The sequence below is a fragment of the Halalkalicoccus tibetensis genome (genome assembly GCF_037996645.1).
Classification (GTDB): domain Archaea; phylum Halobacteriota; class Halobacteria; order Halobacteriales; family Halalkalicoccaceae; genus Halalkalicoccus; species Halalkalicoccus tibetensis.
In genome coordinates, this window is the sequence record NZ_JBBMXV010000002.1 from 108,524 (window position 1) to 127,379 (window position 18,856).

At 70.4% G+C, this 18,856-nt stretch carries 24 protein-coding genes and 1 tRNA gene; 15 read left to right on the top strand and 10 right to left on the bottom strand.

All coding sequences use genetic code 11. The features are described from left to right. The first annotated feature begins 11 nt into the window (after positions 1-11). Genes WOA58_RS05825 through WOA58_RS05855 form a run of 7 tightly spaced genes read left to right on the top strand, consistent with a single transcriptional unit; the run spans position 12 to position 5,219 of the window. Positions 12-629 carry an HAD family hydrolase gene (locus WOA58_RS05825; RefSeq protein WP_340603234.1) on the top strand — a complete coding sequence of 206 codons (618 nt, stop codon included), beginning with the start codon at positions 12-14 and terminating at the stop codon, positions 627-629. Then, positions 626-1,525, top strand: a complete 900-nt coding sequence (gene cbiB, locus WOA58_RS05830) for an adenosylcobinamide-phosphate synthase CbiB (RefSeq protein ID WP_340603235.1) — start codon at positions 626-628, stop codon at positions 1,523-1,525. The genes WOA58_RS05825 and cbiB overlap by 4 nt, the downstream gene beginning before the upstream one ends. Then, complete coding sequence (cobS, locus tag WOA58_RS05835; protein ID WP_340603236.1) at positions 1,516-2,250, top strand: adenosylcobinamide-GDP ribazoletransferase; 735 nt, start codon at positions 1,516-1,518, stop codon at positions 2,248-2,250. Before cbiB ends, cobS begins: the two co-directional genes overlap by 10 nt. Next, complete coding sequence (locus WOA58_RS05840; protein WP_340603746.1) at positions 2,250-2,795, top strand: NTP transferase domain-containing protein; 546 nt, start codon at positions 2,250-2,252, stop codon at positions 2,793-2,795. The genes cobS and WOA58_RS05840 overlap by 1 nt, the downstream gene beginning before the upstream one ends. Positions 2,796-2,818: 23 nt before the next feature. After that, positions 2,819-3,829, top strand: coding sequence for a threonine-phosphate decarboxylase (locus WOA58_RS05845; protein WP_340603237.1), 1,011 nt, complete (start codon positions 2,819-2,821; stop codon positions 3,827-3,829). Further along, positions 3,822-4,544, top strand: coding sequence for an adenosylcobinamide amidohydrolase (locus tag WOA58_RS05850; RefSeq protein WP_340603238.1), 723 nt, complete (start codon positions 3,822-3,824; stop codon positions 4,542-4,544). Before WOA58_RS05845 ends, WOA58_RS05850 begins: the two co-directional genes overlap by 8 nt. A gap of 3 nt (positions 4,545-4,547) precedes the next feature. Further along, positions 4,548-5,219, top strand: a complete 672-nt coding sequence (locus WOA58_RS05855; RefSeq protein WP_340603239.1) for a cob(I)yrinic acid a,c-diamide adenosyltransferase — start codon at positions 4,548-4,550, stop codon at positions 5,217-5,219. Here the strand turns inward: WOA58_RS05855 and WOA58_RS05860 are convergent. Continuing rightward, positions 5,216-6,439 (bottom strand): FAD/NAD(P)-binding protein, encoded by a 1,224-nt coding sequence (locus WOA58_RS05860; RefSeq protein ID WP_340603240.1) that lies wholly within the window; start codon positions 6,437-6,439, stop codon positions 5,216-5,218. The two genes, WOA58_RS05855 and WOA58_RS05860, sit on opposite strands and share 4 nt — an antisense overlap. Before the next feature lie 235 nt (positions 6,440-6,674). On the opposite strand from WOA58_RS05860, the gene WOA58_RS05865 reads away from it, so the two are divergent. From WOA58_RS05865 to WOA58_RS05875, 3 genes are all read left to right on the top strand, one after another. Continuing rightward, positions 6,675-8,171, top strand: coding sequence for a cobyric acid synthase (locus WOA58_RS05865; RefSeq protein ID WP_340603241.1), 1,497 nt, complete (start codon positions 6,675-6,677; stop codon positions 8,169-8,171). Positions 8,172-8,271: 100 nt separating this feature from the next. Then, positions 8,272-8,356: transfer RNA gene (locus WOA58_RS05870), tRNA-Ser, on the top strand. 296 nt (positions 8,357-8,652) lie between these two features. Continuing rightward, on the top strand, positions 8,653-8,973 hold the full coding sequence (locus WOA58_RS05875) for a HalOD1 output domain-containing protein (protein WP_340603242.1): 321 nt from the start codon (positions 8,653-8,655) through the stop codon (positions 8,971-8,973). On the opposite strand, the gene WOA58_RS05880 is transcribed toward WOA58_RS05875, so the two are convergent. Together WOA58_RS05880 and WOA58_RS05885 are read right to left on the bottom strand one after the other, a co-directional pair. Continuing rightward, entirely contained in the window at positions 8,970-10,460 is a 1,491-nt protein-coding gene (locus tag WOA58_RS05880; RefSeq protein WP_340603243.1) for a (R)-citramalate synthase, read from the bottom strand. The genes WOA58_RS05875 and WOA58_RS05880 overlap by 4 nt on opposite strands. Before the next feature lie 182 nt (positions 10,461-10,642). Continuing rightward, entirely contained in the window at positions 10,643-10,984 is a 342-nt protein-coding gene (locus tag WOA58_RS05885) for a DUF192 domain-containing protein (protein WP_340603244.1), read from the bottom strand. Positions 10,985-11,067: 83 nt separating this feature from the next. Between WOA58_RS05885 and WOA58_RS05890 the strand changes: the two genes are divergently transcribed. The 3 genes from WOA58_RS05890 to WOA58_RS05900 all read left to right on the top strand — a co-directional run bounded on the left by WOA58_RS05890 (position 11,068) and on the right by WOA58_RS05900 (position 13,890). Beyond that, positions 11,068-11,613: a DUF7097 family protein gene (locus tag WOA58_RS05890; protein ID WP_340603245.1), complete on the top strand. Its 546-nt coding sequence runs from the start codon at positions 11,068-11,070 to the stop codon at positions 11,611-11,613. A gap of 148 nt (positions 11,614-11,761) precedes the next feature. After that, the gene (locus tag WOA58_RS05895) at positions 11,762-13,294 is read left to right on the top strand and encodes an alkaline phosphatase (RefSeq protein WP_340603246.1); all 1,533 of its coding nucleotides are present in this window, start codon (positions 11,762-11,764) and stop codon (positions 13,292-13,294) included. 44 nt (positions 13,295-13,338) lie between these two features. Beyond that, the gene (locus WOA58_RS05900) at positions 13,339-13,890 is read left to right on the top strand and encodes a GMP synthase subunit A (protein WP_340603247.1); all 552 of its coding nucleotides are present in this window, start codon (positions 13,339-13,341) and stop codon (positions 13,888-13,890) included. A gap of 1 nt (position 13,891) precedes the next feature. Here the strand turns inward: WOA58_RS05900 and WOA58_RS05905 are convergent, their stop codons facing one another. From WOA58_RS05905 to WOA58_RS05930, 6 genes are all read right to left on the bottom strand, one after another. Next, positions 13,892-14,134, bottom strand: coding sequence for a DUF3194 domain-containing protein (locus WOA58_RS05905; RefSeq protein ID WP_340603248.1), 243 nt, complete (start codon positions 14,132-14,134; stop codon positions 13,892-13,894). Next, positions 14,135-14,539, bottom strand: coding sequence for a prefoldin subunit beta (locus tag WOA58_RS05910; protein WP_340603249.1), 405 nt, complete (start codon positions 14,537-14,539; stop codon positions 14,135-14,137). Positions 14,540-14,578: 39 nt separating this feature from the next. Beyond that, entirely contained in the window at positions 14,579-14,848 is a 270-nt protein-coding gene (locus tag WOA58_RS05915) for a KEOPS complex subunit Pcc1 (protein WP_340603250.1), read from the bottom strand. Next, positions 14,845-14,979 carry a DNA-directed RNA polymerase subunit P gene (locus tag WOA58_RS05920; RefSeq protein WP_122089672.1) on the bottom strand — a complete coding sequence of 45 codons (135 nt, stop codon included), beginning with the start codon at positions 14,977-14,979 and terminating at the stop codon, positions 14,845-14,847. The genes WOA58_RS05915 and WOA58_RS05920 overlap by 4 nt, the downstream gene beginning before the upstream one ends. Beyond that, a complete protein-coding gene (locus WOA58_RS05925) occupies positions 14,976-15,248 on the bottom strand; it encodes an eL43 family ribosomal protein (protein WP_340603251.1) in 273 nt (90 codons plus the stop codon). The genes WOA58_RS05920 and WOA58_RS05925 overlap by 4 nt, the downstream gene beginning before the upstream one ends. Before the next feature lie 75 nt (positions 15,249-15,323). Next, positions 15,324-16,049 (bottom strand): DUF2103 domain-containing protein, encoded by a 726-nt coding sequence (locus WOA58_RS05930; protein WP_340603252.1) that lies wholly within the window; start codon positions 16,047-16,049, stop codon positions 15,324-15,326. Positions 16,050-16,126: 77 nt separating this feature from the next. Here WOA58_RS05930 and WOA58_RS05935 point away from each other — a divergent pair, with 77 nt between their 5' ends. Then, positions 16,127-16,894 (top strand): aldo/keto reductase, encoded by a 768-nt coding sequence (locus WOA58_RS05935; RefSeq protein ID WP_340603253.1) that lies wholly within the window; start codon positions 16,127-16,129, stop codon positions 16,892-16,894. Between the two features lie 121 nt (positions 16,895-17,015). Then, positions 17,016-18,332 carry an MATE family efflux transporter gene (locus WOA58_RS05940; RefSeq protein ID WP_390220731.1) on the top strand — a complete coding sequence of 439 codons (1,317 nt, stop codon included), beginning with the start codon at positions 17,016-17,018 and terminating at the stop codon, positions 18,330-18,332. On the opposite strand, the gene WOA58_RS05945 is transcribed toward WOA58_RS05940, so the two are convergent. Then, positions 18,329-18,832 (bottom strand): TspO/MBR family protein, encoded by a 504-nt coding sequence (locus WOA58_RS05945; RefSeq protein WP_340603255.1) that lies wholly within the window; start codon positions 18,830-18,832, stop codon positions 18,329-18,331. The genes WOA58_RS05940 and WOA58_RS05945 overlap by 4 nt on opposite strands. Between the last annotated feature and the right edge of the window lie 24 nt (positions 18,833-18,856).

An 18,856-nucleotide genomic window follows, 5' to 3' on the forward strand; every position in this document is an offset into this window, starting at 1 on the left:
ACCACACGGTAGTGGCAGTCTCGTTCGACCTCTTCGGGACGCTCGTCGACGCGCCCAAGCCCGACGACCCCGCCCGCGCGATCGCCGCGGAGCTCGAGGCCCGCGGCGTCGACGTTCCCGCCGACTGGGACGAGGCCTATCGAACCCCCTACATCGACGCGCCCGAGGGCGCGGAGGTGCCGCTTCACGCCCACGTCTCGCGGGCGCTCGCCTCCCGCGGGGTTGCGGTCCCCGAGAACGCGGCCCGGCGGGCCGTGATCGCGGCGTTCGATCCCGAGGTCGAGCGCCGGAAGGGTGCTCGCGAGGCGATCGAGGCGGCCCGCGAGGGCGGCCCCGTCGGCCTGCTCTCCAACTGTAGCGTGCCGGAACTGGTCCGACGGACGCTGATCCGCGCGGAGCTCCCGGGCGAGTTCGACGCGGTCGTCTCGAGCGTGGCGTGTGGCTGGCGAAAGCCCCACCCGAAGGCGTTCGGGGCGATCGCCGTCGAACTCGGTACCCCCGTCGAGGGCCTCACCCACGTCGGGGACTCGCCCGAGGCCGACGGCGGGATCGAGGCGTGTGGGGGCCGGGCGATCCTCCTCGACGGGACGAGTTTGACGGGGGTGCCCGAGCTGCTCGGGGAACGATGAGCGCCGGGCTCGCCGCGCTCGCGCTCGCGGTCGGCCTCGAGCTCTCGCTGGGCGAACCCCCGCGACGGGCCCACCCCGTCGCGTGGTTCGGCCGGCTCGTCGGCCCCATGGATCGCGAGTGGAGCCGACCCCGCGTGGCGGGGCTGGCCGTCGCCCTCCTCCTTCCCGCGCTGGCCGCCGGAGCCGTGATCGGGCTCGTCGCGCTCGCGGGCCGCCTCGATCCCCTCCTGGGGATCCTCCTCGCCGGCCTCGCGCTGTTCGCCTCGACCAGCCTCCGAATGCTGTTGGACGTGGCTCGCGACGTGATCGCCGCGAGCGAGCGCGACCTCGCGGGCGCGCGCGAAGCGGTGCCCGCGCTCGCCGGGCGCAACCCCGAGGCGCTCTCGGCGGGCGAGCTCAGGAGCGCCGCCGTCGAGAGCAGCGCCGAGAACCTCGCCGACGGGCTGGTCGCGCCGCTTCTCGCCTTCGCTCTGCTCGCGCCGCTCTCGCTTTCGCTCGCGGCCGGCGGGGCGGCGTGGATCAAGGCGGTCAACACCCTCGATTCGACGCTGGGCTACCCCGAGAAAACGCACGGAACCGCGAGCGCCCGCCTCGACGACCTGATCATGTGGGTGCCCGCACGCGCGAGCGCCGTCCTGCTCGCGCTCGCCGCCCGGAACCCGGGGGCGCTCGCCCGGGCCCGCGAGTGGGCCGGCGCGCCGCCCTCGCCCAACTCCGGCTGGCCGATGGCGACGCTCGCGGCGGCGCTCGACGTCCGACTGGAGAAGCCCGGGGTCTACGTCCTGAACGGCCTCGGGGAGCTGCCGACGGTCGACGAGGCGCGCCACGGAGTACGGATCGTCGCGCTCGCCGGCGCGCTTTCCTACCTGCTCGCGGGGGTGATCGCGTGGTCCTAGACGCGCTACGGGGCGCGCTCGGCTTCCTGACCCGGCTTCCCGTCGGCCGCGACGAGCGCGCCTGGGAGGCCTTTCGCCGGACGCCGGCCGCGTTCCCGCTCGCCGGTTACGCCGTGGGCGCGCTGCTCACGGTGCCGTTCCTGCTCCCGGGGCCGGCCCCGACGATCGCGCTCGCCTTCCTCCTCTCGATATACCTCGTTACCGGGATCAACCACGCCGACGGCGTCGCGGACCTGGGCGACGCGGCGGTCGTCCACGGCACCCCCGAGGAACGCCGCGAGGTCATGCGCGACACGACGGTCGGCGTCGGTGCGCTCCTCGCGCTCGGCGTCGTGCTCGTGGGGCTGGCGCTCGCGGGCCTCTCGCTGGCCGCGCTGCCGCTCGCGGCGGCCGCCGCGGTCGTCCTCGCCGCGGAGGTCGGCGCGAAGCTCTCGATGGCGTTCCTGATCTGTCTCGGCGAGCCGGCCCACGAGGGGATGGGCTCGCGGTTCGTCGGTCGGGGACGGCGGGCCCTCGTCTGGCCCCTCCTCGTCGCCTTTCCCATAACTCTCCTCTCGCTGCCGGCGCTGGCGGCCGTCGCGGGCGCGGCGCTATCGGGCGCTCTCCTCCGATCCTGGGCGTCCCATCGACTGGGCGGCGTGAGCGGCGACGTGCTGGGCGCCGCAAACGAGGTCGGCCGGGTCGTCGCGCTCCACGCGGGGGTGGTCGTGTGGACGCTCTCGTGATGTGCGGGGGCCGGGGCACCCGCCTCGGGATGGGCGAGAAGCCGCTGGTCGAGGCCGGCGGGCGGGCGATGGTCGACCGGGTGCTTTCCGCCGTCGCGCCGGCCGTCGAGGACGTGTACGCCGCTCCCTCGCCGCACACCCCCGAAACCCGGGCGCACCTCGAGGGACGGGTCCCGATCGTCGAGACGCCCGGCGAGGGCTACGTCGCGGACCTCTCGTACGCGCTCGAACGCGTCGGTCGGCCCGTTCTGACCGTCACGGCCGACCTTCCCTGCCTTCGCTCGGCCGATATCCGGGCTGCGCTCGGGGCGTGGGAGGCGGGGTCGCTGACGGCCTGTGTCCCGGTCGAACGCAAGCGCGAACTCGGCGTCAGCGTCGATACGAGCTTCGAGCATGACGGGCGCGAGGTCGCGCCGACCGGTCTGAACGTGGTCGGGGAGGGCTCGGATCAGGTTTGGGTGAGCGAGCGGACGGGGCTCGCGGTCAACGTCAACCGGTTACGTGACCTGGAAGTCGCTTCGATTGTCACGTCCGAACGTTTCTAGTCCCCCCGCGTTCAGGGTAGTGTATGCATCCGGAGTCAACCAGGGGGGTCGATCGAGTCCCACACGGGGGCTGTTCCGACCCGTCCATCACCGACTTCAGCGCGAACGTCAACCCGCGGACGCCGCCGGGGGTCGCCGGCGTCTACGAGGGGGCGCTCGCCCAGTCGAAGCGCTACCCGGCCGACGACTACGCGCGCTACCGGAACGCCGCCGGCGAGTACGTCGGCTGCCCGCCCGGGGAGGTCGTTCCGACGCCCGGCGGCCTCGCGGGGATCCGGCTCGCGATCGAGACCGTCGTCGATCGGGGGGACTCGGTGCTCGTCCCCTACCCGAGCTTCGGCGAGTACGCACGCGAGGTGCGACTCCAGGGCGCCGAGGTCGAGTTCGTCCCCCACGACGGGCTGTTGGACTGCGACCCGGGAGAGCACGCGATGGCGGTCGTCTGCAATCCGAACAACCCGACCGGGACGATTTATGAGGCGGACGACCTGCTTGAGTTCCTCGCGCGCTGTCGGCGGGCCGACACCGTCCTGCTGGTCGACGAGGCGTTCCTCGGATTCACCGACCGGCCCTCGATGGCGGGCCAGGCCGGCGCGGTCGTCGCCCGCTCGCTCACCAAGCTCTTCGGCCTGCCCGGGCTGCGCGCGGGCTTTCTCGTCGCGACCGGCGACCTCGGCGAACGCCTCGAGCTCGGCCGACAGGCCTGGAACCTCGGGACCCCCGCCGCCGAGGTCGGCGCCCACTGCATGGGTCAACGCGAGTTCGTCGAGGCGACCCGCGAACGGGTCCGCACGGAACGCGCGCGGATGGCGGAACGCCTGGAGGGTCACTACGATGTCACCCCCTCCAGGGCGCCGTTCCTGCTGCTCGACACCGGCGCGCGCTCCGTCGACCGGGTGCTCGACCGGGTCCACGAGGAGGAGCTCACGATCAGGGACGCCCGCTCGTTCCGCGGGCTCGATTCGCACGTCAGGGTCGCGGTGCGAGCTCGTAGGGAAAACGACCGGCTGCTCGACGTCCTGTGCGATGTTTGAGACGCGGGTCAGCGAGGGGGTGCTGCGGGTCGAGCGCGAGGGGACCCGCTGGCTCAGCACCGGCTGGGACGGCGGGGGATCGGAGGGCCCGGTGGCGTACAACGTCTCGGTGCCCGAGGGCTGGGGGCGCACCGATCTCACGACCTACGTCGCCGCCCGACGCGAGCGCGCGGGGTTCAACCGGCCGGGTCCGACGCTGCTGACCGGCGTCTCGCTCGAACACGCCCGGGGCGCGCGCTACGGCCCCGTGGAAGCGATCGTCACCGCGGGGGTCTCGAACCCGGCGGCGCTGCCGATGGAGCCCTCCGGAAAGCGGAGCGTCCCCGAGGGCGAGCCGGGCCCGGGCACGGTCAACGTGATCGTCGGGACGACCCGGGACTGTCGGGACGGCGCGCTCGCGAATCTCCTGGCCGTGGCCGCGGAGGCGAAGGCCGCGACCCTCGTGGACCGGGCAGGGGTGCCGGGGACGACCACCGACGCCGTGATCGCGGCCTGTGACCCCGCGGGCGAGCCCGTCGAGTTCACCGGCAGCGCCACGCCCGCGGGAAGCGCGGCCCGCGCCTGCGTCCGGGAGGCGGTGCGCGCGAGCCTCGATTCGCGGTATCCCGAGGGGGATCCACCCACCCTTTCCGAGGCCGAGTACGGGATCGAGACGACCGAACGCGCCGAGGTCTATCGGGTGGGGGACCGAACCGGAGAAGTGGGTCCGCGATAACGGATGGGTATGACCCTCGAGAACACCCCCGGAAAGGGAAAGACCCCCGGAGCTCGCGAGATCGAACCGAGCGCGCCCGCGGAGTTCGGACGCGTCCAGCTCTGGTGGGGCGACGGCAAGGGGAAAACGACCGCGGCGATGGGGATGGGATTCCGCGCCGCGGGCCACGGGTTTCGTGTGCACATGCTCCAGTTCATGAAGGGCGGTGCCTCGAGCGTCGAGGACGTCCGCGGCGAGTACAACGCCGTTCGAGCCATGCCGGGCTTCTCCTACGAGAACGCGGGCCACTACGGCTGGCACGGAATGGCCGACGGCAGCGAGGACACGGACCACGAGAGCGAGGCCGACGCGGGCTTCGAACGCGCGACGGAGCTGATCGAGGCGGCGCGGGACGCGGACCTCTCGGAACCGCTCGATCCCGACGGCGAGCCCGAGGCGGGGATGCACATGCTGATCCTCGACGAGGTCGTCTACGCCGCCAACAGGGGGCTGGTCGATCCCGACGAGCTGGTCGGGCTGATCGAGGACAAACCCACCGACCTCGAACTCGTTCTAACGGGCGGCCACGAGAAGCCGGAGTACCTCTACGACGGCGCGGACCTGGTGACTCATGTAAAGAAAGAGAAACACCAGTTCGAAGAGGGAGCGCGCGCCCGGAAGGGCACCGAGTACTAGTCGGCCAGGATCGGCTCCGCGGAGCGCCGCCCGTGGACCTCGACTAGCCGGTCCGCGCCCCGGCGGGCGCCGGCGATCGTCCCCGCCAGCGGGCCGAACGTGAGCGCGCCGAGCGCACCGGTCACGAAGACTCCCGATCCCTCGGAGTCCTCGACGGTGCGCCATTCAAGACTCCGGTCGTCGAGCACCGCCAGTCCGTCCACACCGGTCTCCAGGCCGAGCGAGGCCGCCACCCTCTCGACCAGCGGGTGATCGGAGGCGCGGTCGAAGCCGGTCGCACAGATCGCCCGCCGGAAGCGATCGACCGAGCCGTCCGTCAGCCGGAGGACGACCTCCTCCCCGCCCGCGTGCGCGGCCTCGACCTCGCCGCGGCGGACCCGGAGCTTGCCCCGCTCGCCCGCCGCCTCGACCTCCCGGAGAAGCGACGGGGGGATCGAGCCCGTGTTGTGCGCGCGTCGCACGCGCTCGAGGCGGGTCTCCGAGCCCGGTGGGAGGGGGTGCAGGCGTCTCTCCATCCGGCGCCAGTTGATCCAGGGGGGATCGGCCTCGACCCCCGCCGCCCGCAGTTCGTGGCGCGCGAGCAGCGTGACGGGGGCCCGCTCCGCGAGGTTCACGGCGAGATGGGCGGCCGTGACCCCGCCGCCGACGACGCAGACCCGGCCGGCGGGCTCGCGCTCGTCGATCGGGACCGACTCGTCCCAGACGTGCGAGAGCGGGGCGTCCTCGGAAAGCCCGCGCGCCCAGTCGGGCTGCCGGGGTGGGCCCTGGCCGACCGCGAGCACGCAGCGCTCGGCACGGATCGGCCCCTCCTCGGTGTCGATCCGGAGCCGATTGCCCTCTCGGTCGATCCCCGTTGCGGCCGCCTCGATCACCAACGCGTCGATCCCGCTCCGCTCGATCGCGTGGCGGGCGTGATCGAGAAAGAGGGAGAGCGACGGCCGGCGCGGGTGGTCGGGCGCCGGGCGCAGCTCCTCCTCCCGATCCCGCGCCTCCGCGAAGTCCCGCAGGTCGAACGGCTCGACCCCGAGATGGTGGACGAACGGCGAGCGGAGCGTCCCCATCCCGCAGGCGCGGGCCTTCTCGCGGAACGACGCAAGCAGCTCGCCGCGCGGTTCGAGGATCGCGAGATCCTGAGGTTCGAGATCGGTCTCGCTGACGAGTCGATGGGCGACGTGGGTGCCGTGGATTCCGCCGCCGACGACGACGTACCCGTAGCTCATCGCCCGACTCCCGCCCCCATCCCTGGCATTCTCGATCGGGGGAGCGTCGTCCCGAGCCGGTCGTCAGGGGCAAGCACACGGTCGGTATCGGTCGGTCCCCACTGGGGACGTGGAGCTGCCTTCGTCGTCATAGTAATAACTACACTCTATTATTTAATAAGAATTGCTAACTAGAGGGTTCGATATGGCAAATAGGAGACGAAACGCCCAGTAGGCATAGGAGCGGAGGTCGGACGTGACGCGAACCCTCCTGGTGGCCGGGACCGCGAGCCACGTCGGCAAGAGCACGGTCGCCGCGGGGCTATGTCGCCACCTGGCCGATCGGGGGATTTCGGTCGCGCCATATAAGGCCCAGAACATGTCGAACAACGCCCGCGCGGTCCCGCGGGCCGACGATTCGGCAAAGGCCGGCGAGGTCGGCGTCTCCCAGTACGTCCAGGCGCGGGCCGCCCGCATCGGGGCGACCACCGATATGAACCCCGTGCTGCTCAAGCCGCGCGGCGACGGCGAGAGCCAGCTCGTGATCGACGGCGAGGCCGTCGGCAACGTCGGGGCCGGCGAGTACTACGAGACCGGCTGGGAGCGCGCCCGCGAGGCGGCCCGGGCGGCCCACGCGCGCCTCGCCGCGGAGTACGACGTGGTGATCGCCGAGGGCGCGGGCTCGATCGCCGAGATCAACCTTTCGGATCGCGACCTCGCGAACGTCGAGACGGCCCGCTTTGCCGACGCGGAGGTCCTGCTTCTGGTGGACATCGAGCGCGGCGGGGCCTTCGCGAGCCTGTATGGCACCCTCGAGCTGATGCCCGCGGACTGCCGCGAGCGGGTGGTCGGCGCGCTGATAACGAAGTTCCGGGGCGATCCCGAGCTCCTGGAGCCGGGGATCGAGGAGATCGAGGAGCGAACCGGCGTTCCGATACTGGGAGTGCTCCCCTACGACGACCCCGGCCTCCCCGAGGAGGACAGCGTCTCGCTCCCTGCGGCGGGCGAGACGGCCGTCCACGGCGACCCCGACGGGGTTCGGATCGCGGTGCCCCGGCTCACGCGGATCTCGAACTTCACCGACCTCGAGCCCCTCGCCCGCGAGCCCGGCGTCGGCGTCGCCTACGGCCCGCCCGAGTCGGTCCTCGAGGGCGCCCACGCGGTCGTGCTCCCGGGGACCAAAAACACCGTCGACGACCTGCTCGAACTCCACGAGGCGGACTTCGGCGAGCGCCTCCGCGACTTTTCGGGGCCGGTCGTCGGGCTCTGCGGCGGGTACCAGATGCTCGGCGAGCGGATCACGAACGCCGCGGTCGAGGGGACCGACGGTGAGGACATCGTCGAGGGGTTCGGACTGCTGCCCGTCGAGACGCGCTTCTCGAACCGGAAGCGCATCGAGCGCGTCGAGCGCGAACTCGTCGGGAGCGGGCCGCTCGCCGGCGCACGCGGTCCGGTATCGGGCTACGAGATCCACATGGGCGAGAGCCGGCCCACGGGACCCGTCGAGCGGCCGTTCGAGGGCGAGGGTGCTGCGACCGCCGACGCGTTCGGGACCTACCTCCACGGCCTCTTCGGGAACCGGGTCGCGAGGGACGCGTTCCTCGATCGGGTCTTCGAGAACGCGGGGGCTGAGCGGCCGAGCCCGGCCAGGAACGAGTCGCCCTACGACCGGGCCGCGGCGTTAGTGGCTGAAAACGTCGACCTCGAAGCCCTCGAATTTGATCGCCTGCCCCGGATCCGATCGGACGGATAGTATAACGTATCTGATCTACTCGATCCGGCCACAGTGTGATACTCACTGTCACAAATGAAAGCGAAACAACTAAAATACTACCCCGTCTACTGGGAAACGAGCCGAGGTAGCCTAGCCCGGCCAAGGCGGCAGATTCGAAATCTGCTGTCCTCACGGACACGAGAGTTCAAATCTCTCCCTCGGCGTTATCCTCCGACCGCTACCGCTCGTAGCGACGGGTGACCGGCGGACACCGGTCGGATCTCCCGGTCGACCCGCCTCCCGTATCCCGCCCGCATCGTTCCGGCCGCGATAGATATCCGATTTCGGATAGGACAGTATTTACATATGTGATCGAATAGAGAGGCGTACAACGTCGTCTAATGGCACTTGGAGCGAAATTCATTCGGTTCCGTTCGTTAGTGATAAGCGATAATATATTTATGCATGGGCTATAATGATCGAACAGAACATGGCCGTAACCGACGAGGACTGATACTGGATGGCTGGTGAAGACGAGAGGGCGGACGGCGCCGTCGTCGCCGAGGACGAACCGGGCGTCTATCGGGCGACCCACGATTTCGAGGGGCGCCACGAGCTCAGCACGTCCGTCATCGAGGCGATCGAGGAGGCCGCCGACGTCGAGGGCCCCTCCTCGCGGGTCCTCGCCGATGTGATCGATCCGGACTGTCTCGACGGGCTGTTCAGGCCCGTCCGCCATCGGACCGAGCGCGAGAACGGGAAGGTGCAGTTCCCGCTCGGGGGCTACCGGATCGCCGTCTACGCCACCGGCGAGATCGTGCTCCGGCCGATCGGGGATTAGTCGTCGGCCGGCGCCGGCCGTTGGCCGCGCACGAGCAGCCGATCGAGCGCGTCGACCATCGCCACCACGCTCGCGCGTGTGATGTCCGCGTCGCTGCGCGCGACCGTCACGGTCCGATCCGCGCGCGACATGACGACCTCGACGGTCACCACGGCGTCGGTCCCGCCGGTGATCGCGTCGACGTGATAGGAGTCGAGCTGTGCGTCGGCGGCCGATCCCAGCGCCTCCCGCACGGCCGAGACGGCCGCGTCGACGGGGCCGCTGCCGAGGCCGCTCGCGACCCGCTCCTCGTCGTCGACCCGCAGTCGGACGCTCGCGGTAGGGGTGTCGCCGCCGCTCGCCGCGGTCAGGTCGAGCAGTTCGACCCGGCGGTCGCGTTCGCGCCCGCGGACGTCCTCGGCGATCGCGAGCAGGTCGGCGTCCGTGACGCGCTTGCCCCGGTCGGCGAGCTCCTTGACCCGCGGGACGATCTCCGCGAGGTCCTCGTCGCTGACCTCGACGTCGTGTTCCTCCAGTGCGGCGCGCGCGCCCGCCCGCCCGGTGTGTTTCCCGAGCACGAGCCGGCGCTCGCGGCCCACCCGCTCGGGCGGATAGGGCTCGTACATCCGCTCGTCCTTCAGCGTGCCGTCCGTGTGGATCCCGCTCTCGTGGGCGAAGGCGTTCTCGCCGACGACGGCCTTGTTCGGGGGCAGGGGAACGCCCGTATAGCGCGAGACCACGCCCGCGAGCTCGTAGAGCTGAACGGTGTCGACCGTCCGGATCCCGTAGCAGTGATCCAGCGCGATCGCCACCTCCTCGAGGGCGACGTTGCCCGCGCGCTCGCCGACGCCGTTGACCGTGGCGTGGACGAGGTCCGCGCCCGCGGCGACGCTCGCCAGCGCGTTGGCCATCCCCAGCCCGAGGTCGTCGTGGGTGTGGGTGCTGGTCGGCCCTAACCGGGAGAGCCGGGAGACGGCCTCGTGGACCCTGTCGGGACCCGCGTGACCGACGGTGTCGGCGTAACAGACCCGGTCGGCGCCCGCCTCGAGCGCGCTTCCGAGCAGCTCGACCAGATAGTCGAGCTCCGCACGGGAGCCGTCCTCGCCGATGACCTCGACCCAGAGGCCGTGGTCCTTCGCGTAGTCGACCAGCTCGACCGTGCGCTCGAGGACGTCGCCGCGGGTGGTGCCGACCTTCCCCTCGATGTGGCGGTCGCTGGCGGGCACCACGAGGTTGACGCCGTCGACGCCACAGTCCAGCGCGAGGTCGACGTCGCTCTGCACGCCGCGGGCGAAGCTCGTGATCGTCGCGTCGAGCCCGAGGTCCGTCACCCGCGAGATGGTGCGGCGCTCGCCCTCGCCGGTGCAGGCGCTGCCGGCCTCGATGTAGGGCACCGCGGCGGCATCGAGCGTGCGGGCGATCTCGGCCTTCTCCTCGGGCGAGAGCGAGACACCCGGCGCTTGCTCGCCGTCGCGCAGCGTGGTATCCAGAAGCTCGACCGAGTCCATCGATTCCAACCGCTCGTCGAAAAGTGGATTAGGGTTACCTTCGGGGGAGAATTTCGCATCCAGCCGGGTCGCCCCGACTTCCTCTATCCTCCGAGTCCGAATGGTGAGGGTTGCTCTCCATTGTACTTCCACGGAGGGGGACACCGTATATCAAGGTGGTGGTTCGCGTCGGCCGGGTCGGATCACCCCTGGAGGACGACCCGATCGCCCTCGCGGACCCCTTCGGCCGCGCCCGCCGGGAGCTCGACGATCGTGTCGGCCCGCCCGCGCCCGAAGCCGGTCCAGGCGTCGAGGTGTGCGGTACGGGTTACTTCGCCGTCGACCAGCCAGAGGGCGTCGATCGGGAACGGGACACAGAGCATATGCAGCGACCGGGTGACGGGCTCGCCGAACTCGAAGACCAGCGCGTAGTCCTCGGGGATCGACCGGCGGAACATCAGCCCGCGGGCCCGGGCGAGAAACGAGTCGGCGACCTCGACGTCGCCCGCGATGACGATGTCGAGGTCGCGATGGACGAGGCGCACGGAGGGACTCGGTAAACCGTCGGCATGAGCCTTGTGGCCCGCACGCAACCCTTTTGGCTCGATCGTCCGAAGGGACCGATCGCATGGAGCGAACACCCACCGGAACCCCGGTCGGCGTCGACGACCCCTACGAGCACGTCGGGCGCTGTGACCACCTGGCCGACGACGGCCGGTGCCGGTTCGCGATCGAGCGTCCCGATCGGGACCCGGAGTTCGCCCGCGATCGGCAGCAGGCGGGGTACGCCTGCGTCGCGGGCGAGGAGGGCTGTGGGTGGCGCGACTGTCCGCACTTTCGCTCGCGGGCGACCGACCGCGAGTGTCGCCGCTGCGGGCTCGAGGAGCGCCGGATGGCCCACACGGGCGAACGCCCGCTGCTCGAGGAACACCACCTCTCGTACGCCGACGGAGCCCCGCCCGAACGGAAGGACGGTGATGAGGAGGGGGAGCCCGCCCACGAGATCACGGTCGTCCTCTGTCGGTGGTGTCACGCCAAGGTCCACGGCTCGTGGGCACGAATCGACGACGACGCCTCGCCCGACCCCGAGGCGCTGGCTGCCGCCGAGGGCCGCCGGAGCCGCGAGCTCGACGAGACGGGCTTCGAGACCGCGAGCGAGCGCTACGACCCATAGACCATCCGAACGACTCTCCTAGAGAGCTGTTGTTAATTCCGTGAGTTCTGTTGGGAACAGATCGATACGTACTACAACGGGGAGGGATGTTGACCATTATATCAATATTATAAGAGTTTATTTTAGAGTTAGGCGTCTCCGAACATGGATGTCGAAACCGAACACCGGCGACGGACGGACCGAGGAGAGGGAGAGCCATCTCGCGGCGAGCCGGCGGTCGTTCCTGGCGGGCGTCGGGGCGCTCGCGGGTTCGGCCGCGCTCGGCGGCGGGGCGACGGCCGTGACGGGTGCGACCGAAGGGACCGCCGACGGCGAAGCCGACAGCGCGATCACGTTCATCACCGACGGGATGGGACACACGCAGATCACCGGCGCGCGATATCTGAAGGCGTACCAGGCCGACTCGGAGGCGTTCCCGCTGAACGTCGACCCCGCGAAGACGGGCCTGCAGATGGACCGCCACGAGGCCCAGGGGACGATGACGGTGTTCCCGGACGACCCCGACGAGCTCGTCACGGACTCGGGGGCAGCCGCGACGGCCCTGTCGACGATCGGCACGGGGGAGAACGAGCACGCGTGTACCGACTGCGACGGCGTCACGGACTGTGCGGCCGCGGCGACCAGCATGAGCGGCGGCGTGAAGGCCTACAACGGCGCGATCGGTGGCGTCGCCGGCGAGGACGGCGAGTTCGTGCCCGTCGAGACGGTCCTCGAGGCCGCCCGCGACGCGGGGAAGTCGACCGGGCTGGTGACCAACACCCGGATCACCCATGCGACCCCGGCGGCCTTCGGCGCTCACGTTCCGGAACGAGGGATGGAGGACGAGATCGCCCGCCAGTACATCGAGGAGACGGGCGTCGATGTCCTGTTGGGCGGCGGGAAGGCCTTCTTCGACCCCGAGGAGCGCGAGGACGGTGAGGACCTGCTCGCGACCGCCGAGGAGGAGGGCTACGAGCTCGTCGAGACCGCAGACGAGCTCGACGGTGTGGACCAGACGCCGGTGCTCGGGCTGTTCACCGACGACGACAGCCACATGAACTACTACCTCGATCGCCTCCCGGAGGACGGAACGGGCCAGCCGGGCCTCCCGGAGATGGTCGAGAAGGCGATCGAACTCCTCTCGGAGAACGAGGAGGGGTTCTTCCTGATGGTCGAGTCGGGCCGGGTCGACCACTGCGGACACGCGAACGACCCCGCGATCGCGGCCGAACAGCTGGAGGGCGACGAGGCCGTGGGTGCCTGCCTCGACTACGTCCAGGACGACTCGAACCCGCCGACGACGATGGTCACGACAGCGGACCACGAGTGTGGCGGAATGTCGTTGGCCCGCGACGGACCGTACAACGTCAACTTCGACGTGCTCGACGCGATGGGCGCGAGCGCGACCGAGGGGCTCGCGCCGCTGATCGAGGAGGCCGACTCCATCGAGGAGATCCGCGGGATCATGGACGATCACGCCGGGATCGACGACATGGACGAGTACGACGTCGCGCGCGTCCAGCGCACCCCCGACGACGTCAAGGAGGTGCTCAACGAGCGTGCGCTCGTCGGCTGGACCTCCGACGGCCACACCGCCGCGGACGTGCCGACGTTCGCCTCCGGGCCCAACGCCGAGTTCGTCAACGCCGCCCGTGACAACACCGACATGGCGGGGCTGATCACCGACTCGCTCGGGCTGTAGCTCCACTCCGCGCATCTTTTGGCCCCCCACCGGCTACCGTCGGTATGCGAATCGACGTGGTCGACAACCACGGCCAGTTCACTCACCTCGAGGGGCGCGCGCTCCGGGACATGAGCATCGACACCGAGACCATCGACAACGACACCCCGCCCGAGGAGATCGACGCCGACGGGCTCGTCATCTCGGGCGGCCCCGACATCGATCGGACGGGCAACTGCGGGGAGTATCTCGACCTGGACGTTCCCGTCCTGGGGATCTGTCTGGGGATGCAGGTGATCGCCGACGAGCTCGGGGGCAGCGTTGCGGGCGGCGAGTACGGCGGCTACGCCGACGTCACCGTCGAGATAGTCGACGACGAGGACCCGCTGGTAGGGTCGCTCGCGCCCGAGACCCGCGTCTGGGCGTCTCATGGCGACGAAGTGAAGGAGCTCCCCGACGGGTTCGCCCTGACCGGGAGGAGCGACGTCTGCGGGATCGAGTCGATGAGCGATCCCGATAGAGCGCTCTACGGGGTCCAGTGGCATCCGGAGGTCGCCCACACCGAGGAGGGCGAGGCGGTCTTCGAGAACTTCCGCGCGATCTGCGAGAACCGGTAGCTTACTCCTCTGCCTCGGCGAACAGCTCGTCGACGGCCGACTCGGCGGCCAGGACGGCGTCCTCCGCGACCTGCTCCGCCTCCTCGTCGTCGACGTTGAGGTAGACGTCGACCTCCAGAACCCCCTCCTCGAACGTCACGGCGACGTCCAGATCGTCGACCTCGGAGCGACGATACCGCGAGAAGATCAGCCCCTCCGCGGCCTCGGCCGCCGTTCGAACGACCTCGTCGTCTGCGGGTTCCATCTACGCGCCGCCGGGACCGGGGCTCGGGCCCGCACCCGGGCCGGCCGGACCGCCGCCGCCCGCACCGCCGAGCATCTGCTGGAGCTCGCCCTGGAGCTCCTCGAACTGCGTCTGGACGCGCTCTTCCTGTTTCTTGAGCGTCTCGAGGCGGACTTCCAGGCTGTCGACCTTCTCCTCGAGTTCGTCCTCGGCGGTATCGAGGTCGGTCTCGATCATGAGCTCGCCGGCCTCGCGGTACATCGTGGTGCCCTCGTCGACCTCCTCGAGGGTTTCGAGTGCGTTCTGGGAGTCGGTGAGCGTCGTCTCGGCCTGGTTCTTCTGGGCGGCGACCTGCTGGGCCGTCTCCTGAAGGTCCTGTAGCTGCTCGAGCTTCTCCTGTGCTTCCGGCGGTAGGTTGCCCTGCATACCCCGACCGAGGTGGTCCGGACTGAAAAACCCCCGTCTTTACGTCTCGGCGCCGGTGCCGGCCTCCGCGGCCCGCTCGGCGACCTCGAGCAGCGTCAGCCAGGTGTTGGTCGCCGCGCGCAGCGCGACGAGGTCCTCGGCCTCGATACGCACCGACAGCGTCGCCTCTTCCCGGGAGATCGACGTCCGCGAGCGGTCGTCGGCCAGCCCTGCGAGCTCGGGGCGGACCGAGCGCTCGACGTGGCGTGCGCGGCGCTCGCGGTCGTACTCGAACCGGAGAGAAGCATCGTGGGGCGGCTCCGACGTCACTCGACGCCGACTTCCTTGACGTCGCGGCTGCGCTCCTTGAGCAGCACGCGGTGCCCGCAGTACGGACAGCGGACGCCGCCGTACTCGTCGAGCTCGACGTCGCGTTTACACCGCGAGCACTTGTAGCTCATTCGTCGTCGGACTCGTCGAGGGCCGCGCGGATCGATCGCGAGACGGTGCGCCCGGCGGGCGTCTGGGGACGGTAGGCGCCGCCGGCGAAGGTCTCGCCGGTCTCCTCGTTCTTCCAGATGCCCGTGCCGACGCGGGTGACGTCGTCGCCGTCGACGGTCGCGTGCTCGGTGTCGTCCTCGATGTCGGCGACCCGGCGGCGGGCGACGCGCCCGTAGCGCGCGCCGAAGCGCCCCGCGCTGCCGACGCGGCCCGATTTTCTCTTAGCCATAGTGCCAGTATCTACCCGCAGGGCGCACATAAGCCTGTCCTTCGCGACCGTCGCACGCCGCTCGCGACGGGTCGGTTAGTCCACCCCGTAGCCCTCCTCCTCGAGAAGCTCGTTCAAGTCCGCGCGCACCCGCTCGCCGGTCTCGCGATCGGGGGCGGTCGTCACCACCCTGTTCTCCTGAACGCTCGAACCGTCCCGCAACAGCAAGCGAACGTTGCCGTTCGCGCCCGCGCGGGTCGCCTTCGCGCGCAGCCCCGAGCGCGAGCCGCTGCCGCCGGCGTCGATCGGCCCCGGGATCACCTTCTTGACGTGGGGATGGCCCGCGACGTGGTGGATGGCCTTCACCCCTCCCCGTCCCCCGATCAGCGTCGAGTGGCTCCCGCCGATCTTCTCCTTCGGGGGCGTGTCGACGACCGTGAGCGCTGGCTCGCCGATCCGGCCGCGCACGGCCTCGACGGGGTCGTCGTCGGAGACGCGATAGAAGTCGTAGTGCAGTTGTGCGCGGATCTCGCGAAGGACGTCCCGGTCGCCGGCGGCGTAGACCTCGTTGGGGCGTTTTCGCTGGATCTCGTCGGCCACCCGTCCCGCGAAGTTCCGGCGCTCGACGACCTCGGCGGGGTCGCCCGACTCGGGGACCGTCGTGATCGTCGTCTCGCCGAGCACCTCCTCGCCGTCGAGCATCGTCAGCGTGACCCGGTCCCGGGAGATCTCGCAGACCACGCCGTCGGTGTTCGCGGAACGACAGACCAGGCAGTAATCGCCCGGTTTGTCGAGCTCCGAGTGGCACTCGCGACACCGCATCGCTTTCCCTACCCCGCCGCGGAATAAAACCCGACCGCTTCCGACAGCCATTCGGCATGGGACGTCGAGGGGGTGGTATGGAACCGGAGCTCCCCCCGATCGGCCTCGGGACGATGGGCATCGAGGACCCCGACACGGTCGCGCGGGCGATCGAGCTGGGCTATCGCCACCTCGACACCGCACAGATCTACGAGAACGAGGACGTGGTCGGCGAGGGGATCTCCCGCGCGGACGTGCCCCGCGAGGAGCTCACGGTGGCGACGAAGGTCTGGGCCGACAGCCTCGCGCCCGCGGACGTCCACCGGAGTACGGAGGAGAGCCTCGGCGAACTGGGCCTCGACTCCGTAGAGCTGCTCTACGTCCACCGCCCGATCGAGGCCTACGACCCCGAGGAAACGCTGCCTGCGTTCGATTCGCTTCGTGAGGACGGGCTGATCGAGCACGTCGGCCTGAGCAACTTCACTACTACCCAGCTCGAGAAGGCTCGTGGGATCCTCGAGGCGCCGATCGCCGCTCACCAGGTCGAGTACCACCCGTTCTACTGGGAGGAGGAGCTCCTCGATTTCGCCCGCGAGGACGGCCACGCGCTCGTCGCGTACTCGCCGCTCGCTCAGGGAGAGGTGTTCGACGACCCGGTCTTAGAGGAGATCGCCGCGGAGCACGGGGCCAGCGAGGCGCAGGTCGCCCTCGCGTGGCTCGCGGGGACGGAGGGCGTCGTCCCGATCCCGAAGGCGAGCAGCGAGGAGCACTTGAAGGCGAACCTCGCGGCCGCGGAGATCGAGCTCACCGAGGAGGAACGCGGGCGGATCGACGGGATCGAGGACGCGGAGAAGCTGTTCGAGTAATAAAGCTTCAAACGGGCGCCGGGGGTAGTTCGGGAGAGTGGACGACGACGTGCGAGAGGGCGGGCTCCGGGCGCGGGTGTGGTCGGTCTGGCGGCGCGTCTTCGGCCTGTCGTGGCCGGTGATGGCCGAGCAGACGCTGCGGACGCTGATGCGGACGACCGACATCGTCGTCGCCGGCTTCTTCTCGCCGGCGGCGGTGGCCGCGGTCGGCCTGGCGGACGTCTACGCCCGCCTGCCGCTGTGGCTCGGGCTGGGCGTCGGCGACGGCGCGATCGCGCTGTCGAGCCAGGACACCGGCAGCGGCGCCGACGCCAACCGGGATCAGGCGGTCACCTGGGCGATCACGATCGGGATCGTCGTCGGCCTGCCGTTCGTGCTGTTCGGCCTGCTCTTTAGTTATACGGCGATCGAGGTGCTCGGCGCCGAAAGCGAGGTCGTGCGGATCGGCGGGCTGTATCTCGCGGTCGTGCTGATCAGCGCGCCGGCCTACCACCTCACGCTGATCGGCGCGCGCTCGATCCAGGGGACCGGCGACACCCGCACCCCGATGTACGTCAACGGGGCCGCGAACGTCCTGAACATCGTCGGGACGGTGAGCCTGGCGTTCGGGCTGGGCCCGCTGCCCGAGCTCTCGGTGATCGGGATCGCGGTCGCGACCGCCGTCTCCGACACGCTGGCGGCGCTGGCGCTCGTGGCGGTCATCGCGCGCCCGAAGGGCGAGCTCTCGCTGGTGCGCCCGGCCGACCTCACGATCGCGAAACAGCTCATCGTCATCAGCGCCCCGCGGGTCGCCGAGGGCCTCACCGAGGTCGTCGCGGAGTTCCCGTTCAACGCGATCCTGCTGGCGTTCGGCACCGAGGTCAACGCCGCCTACCACATCGGTCGACGGATGGAACAGCAGATCGCCTCGCCGCTCGCACGGGGGTATGCCACCGCCGCGAACATCATCGCCGGCCAGTCGCTCGGCCGTGGCGAGCCCCGCAAGGCCTACTTCGACGGCTGGGCGGCCGCGGGCCTCGCGACGCTGACCGTCGGCGGGCTCGGGCTCGCCCTCGTGGCCGGCGCCGAGTGGTTCGTCCTCGTCTTCACGCGCGACCCGGCCACCATCGAGTACGCCGTCGGCTTCGCGCGGGCCTACGGGATCGCGGCGGTCTTCATCGCGCTGTACGTCGTGATCGCCGGCTCGCTGCGGGGCGGCAGCGAGACCGTCTCGCCGTTCCTCGCGAAGCTCTCGGGGATGGTGGTCTTCATGCTGGGGATCTCCTACGTTTTCGGCATCCGCCTGGAGTACGGCGTCGTCGCGGCCTACGTCGCGCTCGTCGCCGACTACGCCTGGCGAAACCTCGTCGTCGGCGCGGTCTACTACCGGCGCAACTGGCTCGACCGGGGCACCCGGATGATGTCCGATCGGGGCAGCATCGGGGGCGACGAGGACTAGTTCAGCGCCCAGATCGAGTAGTTGAGGACGGCCGCGAAGCTGACCCACGCGAGATACGGCACCAACAGCGCCGCGGCACGCCGGTCGACCCGCGCGAAGGCGGCGATGGTCGCGACGATCAGGACCCAGAGGACGACGATGACCCCGAGCGCGAGCAGCAGCTCCTGTGCCGCAAAGAACGTCGGCGACCACGCGACGTTGACGACCATCTGGACGGCGAAGACGCCCAGCGCGAGCTTCACCGCGCGGTTCTCCGTCCCTTGACGGTAGACGAGGTAGGCGGCGATCCCCATGAGGGTGAACAGCAGCGTCCAGACGATCCCGAACGTCGCGCCCGGCGGGTAGAACCACGGCTTCTCGAGCGCCTGGAACCACGCGCTGTCGGGGGTGGTGAACGGGACGCCCAGCGCCCCGATCAGGTTGATCAGGACGGCCGCGGCGATCGCGCCGAGGACCTCGCGGCGGCTGATCCGAACGCCGGCGACCGAGAACTCCGTCATACTCGTCGTAGGATCGCCACGGGG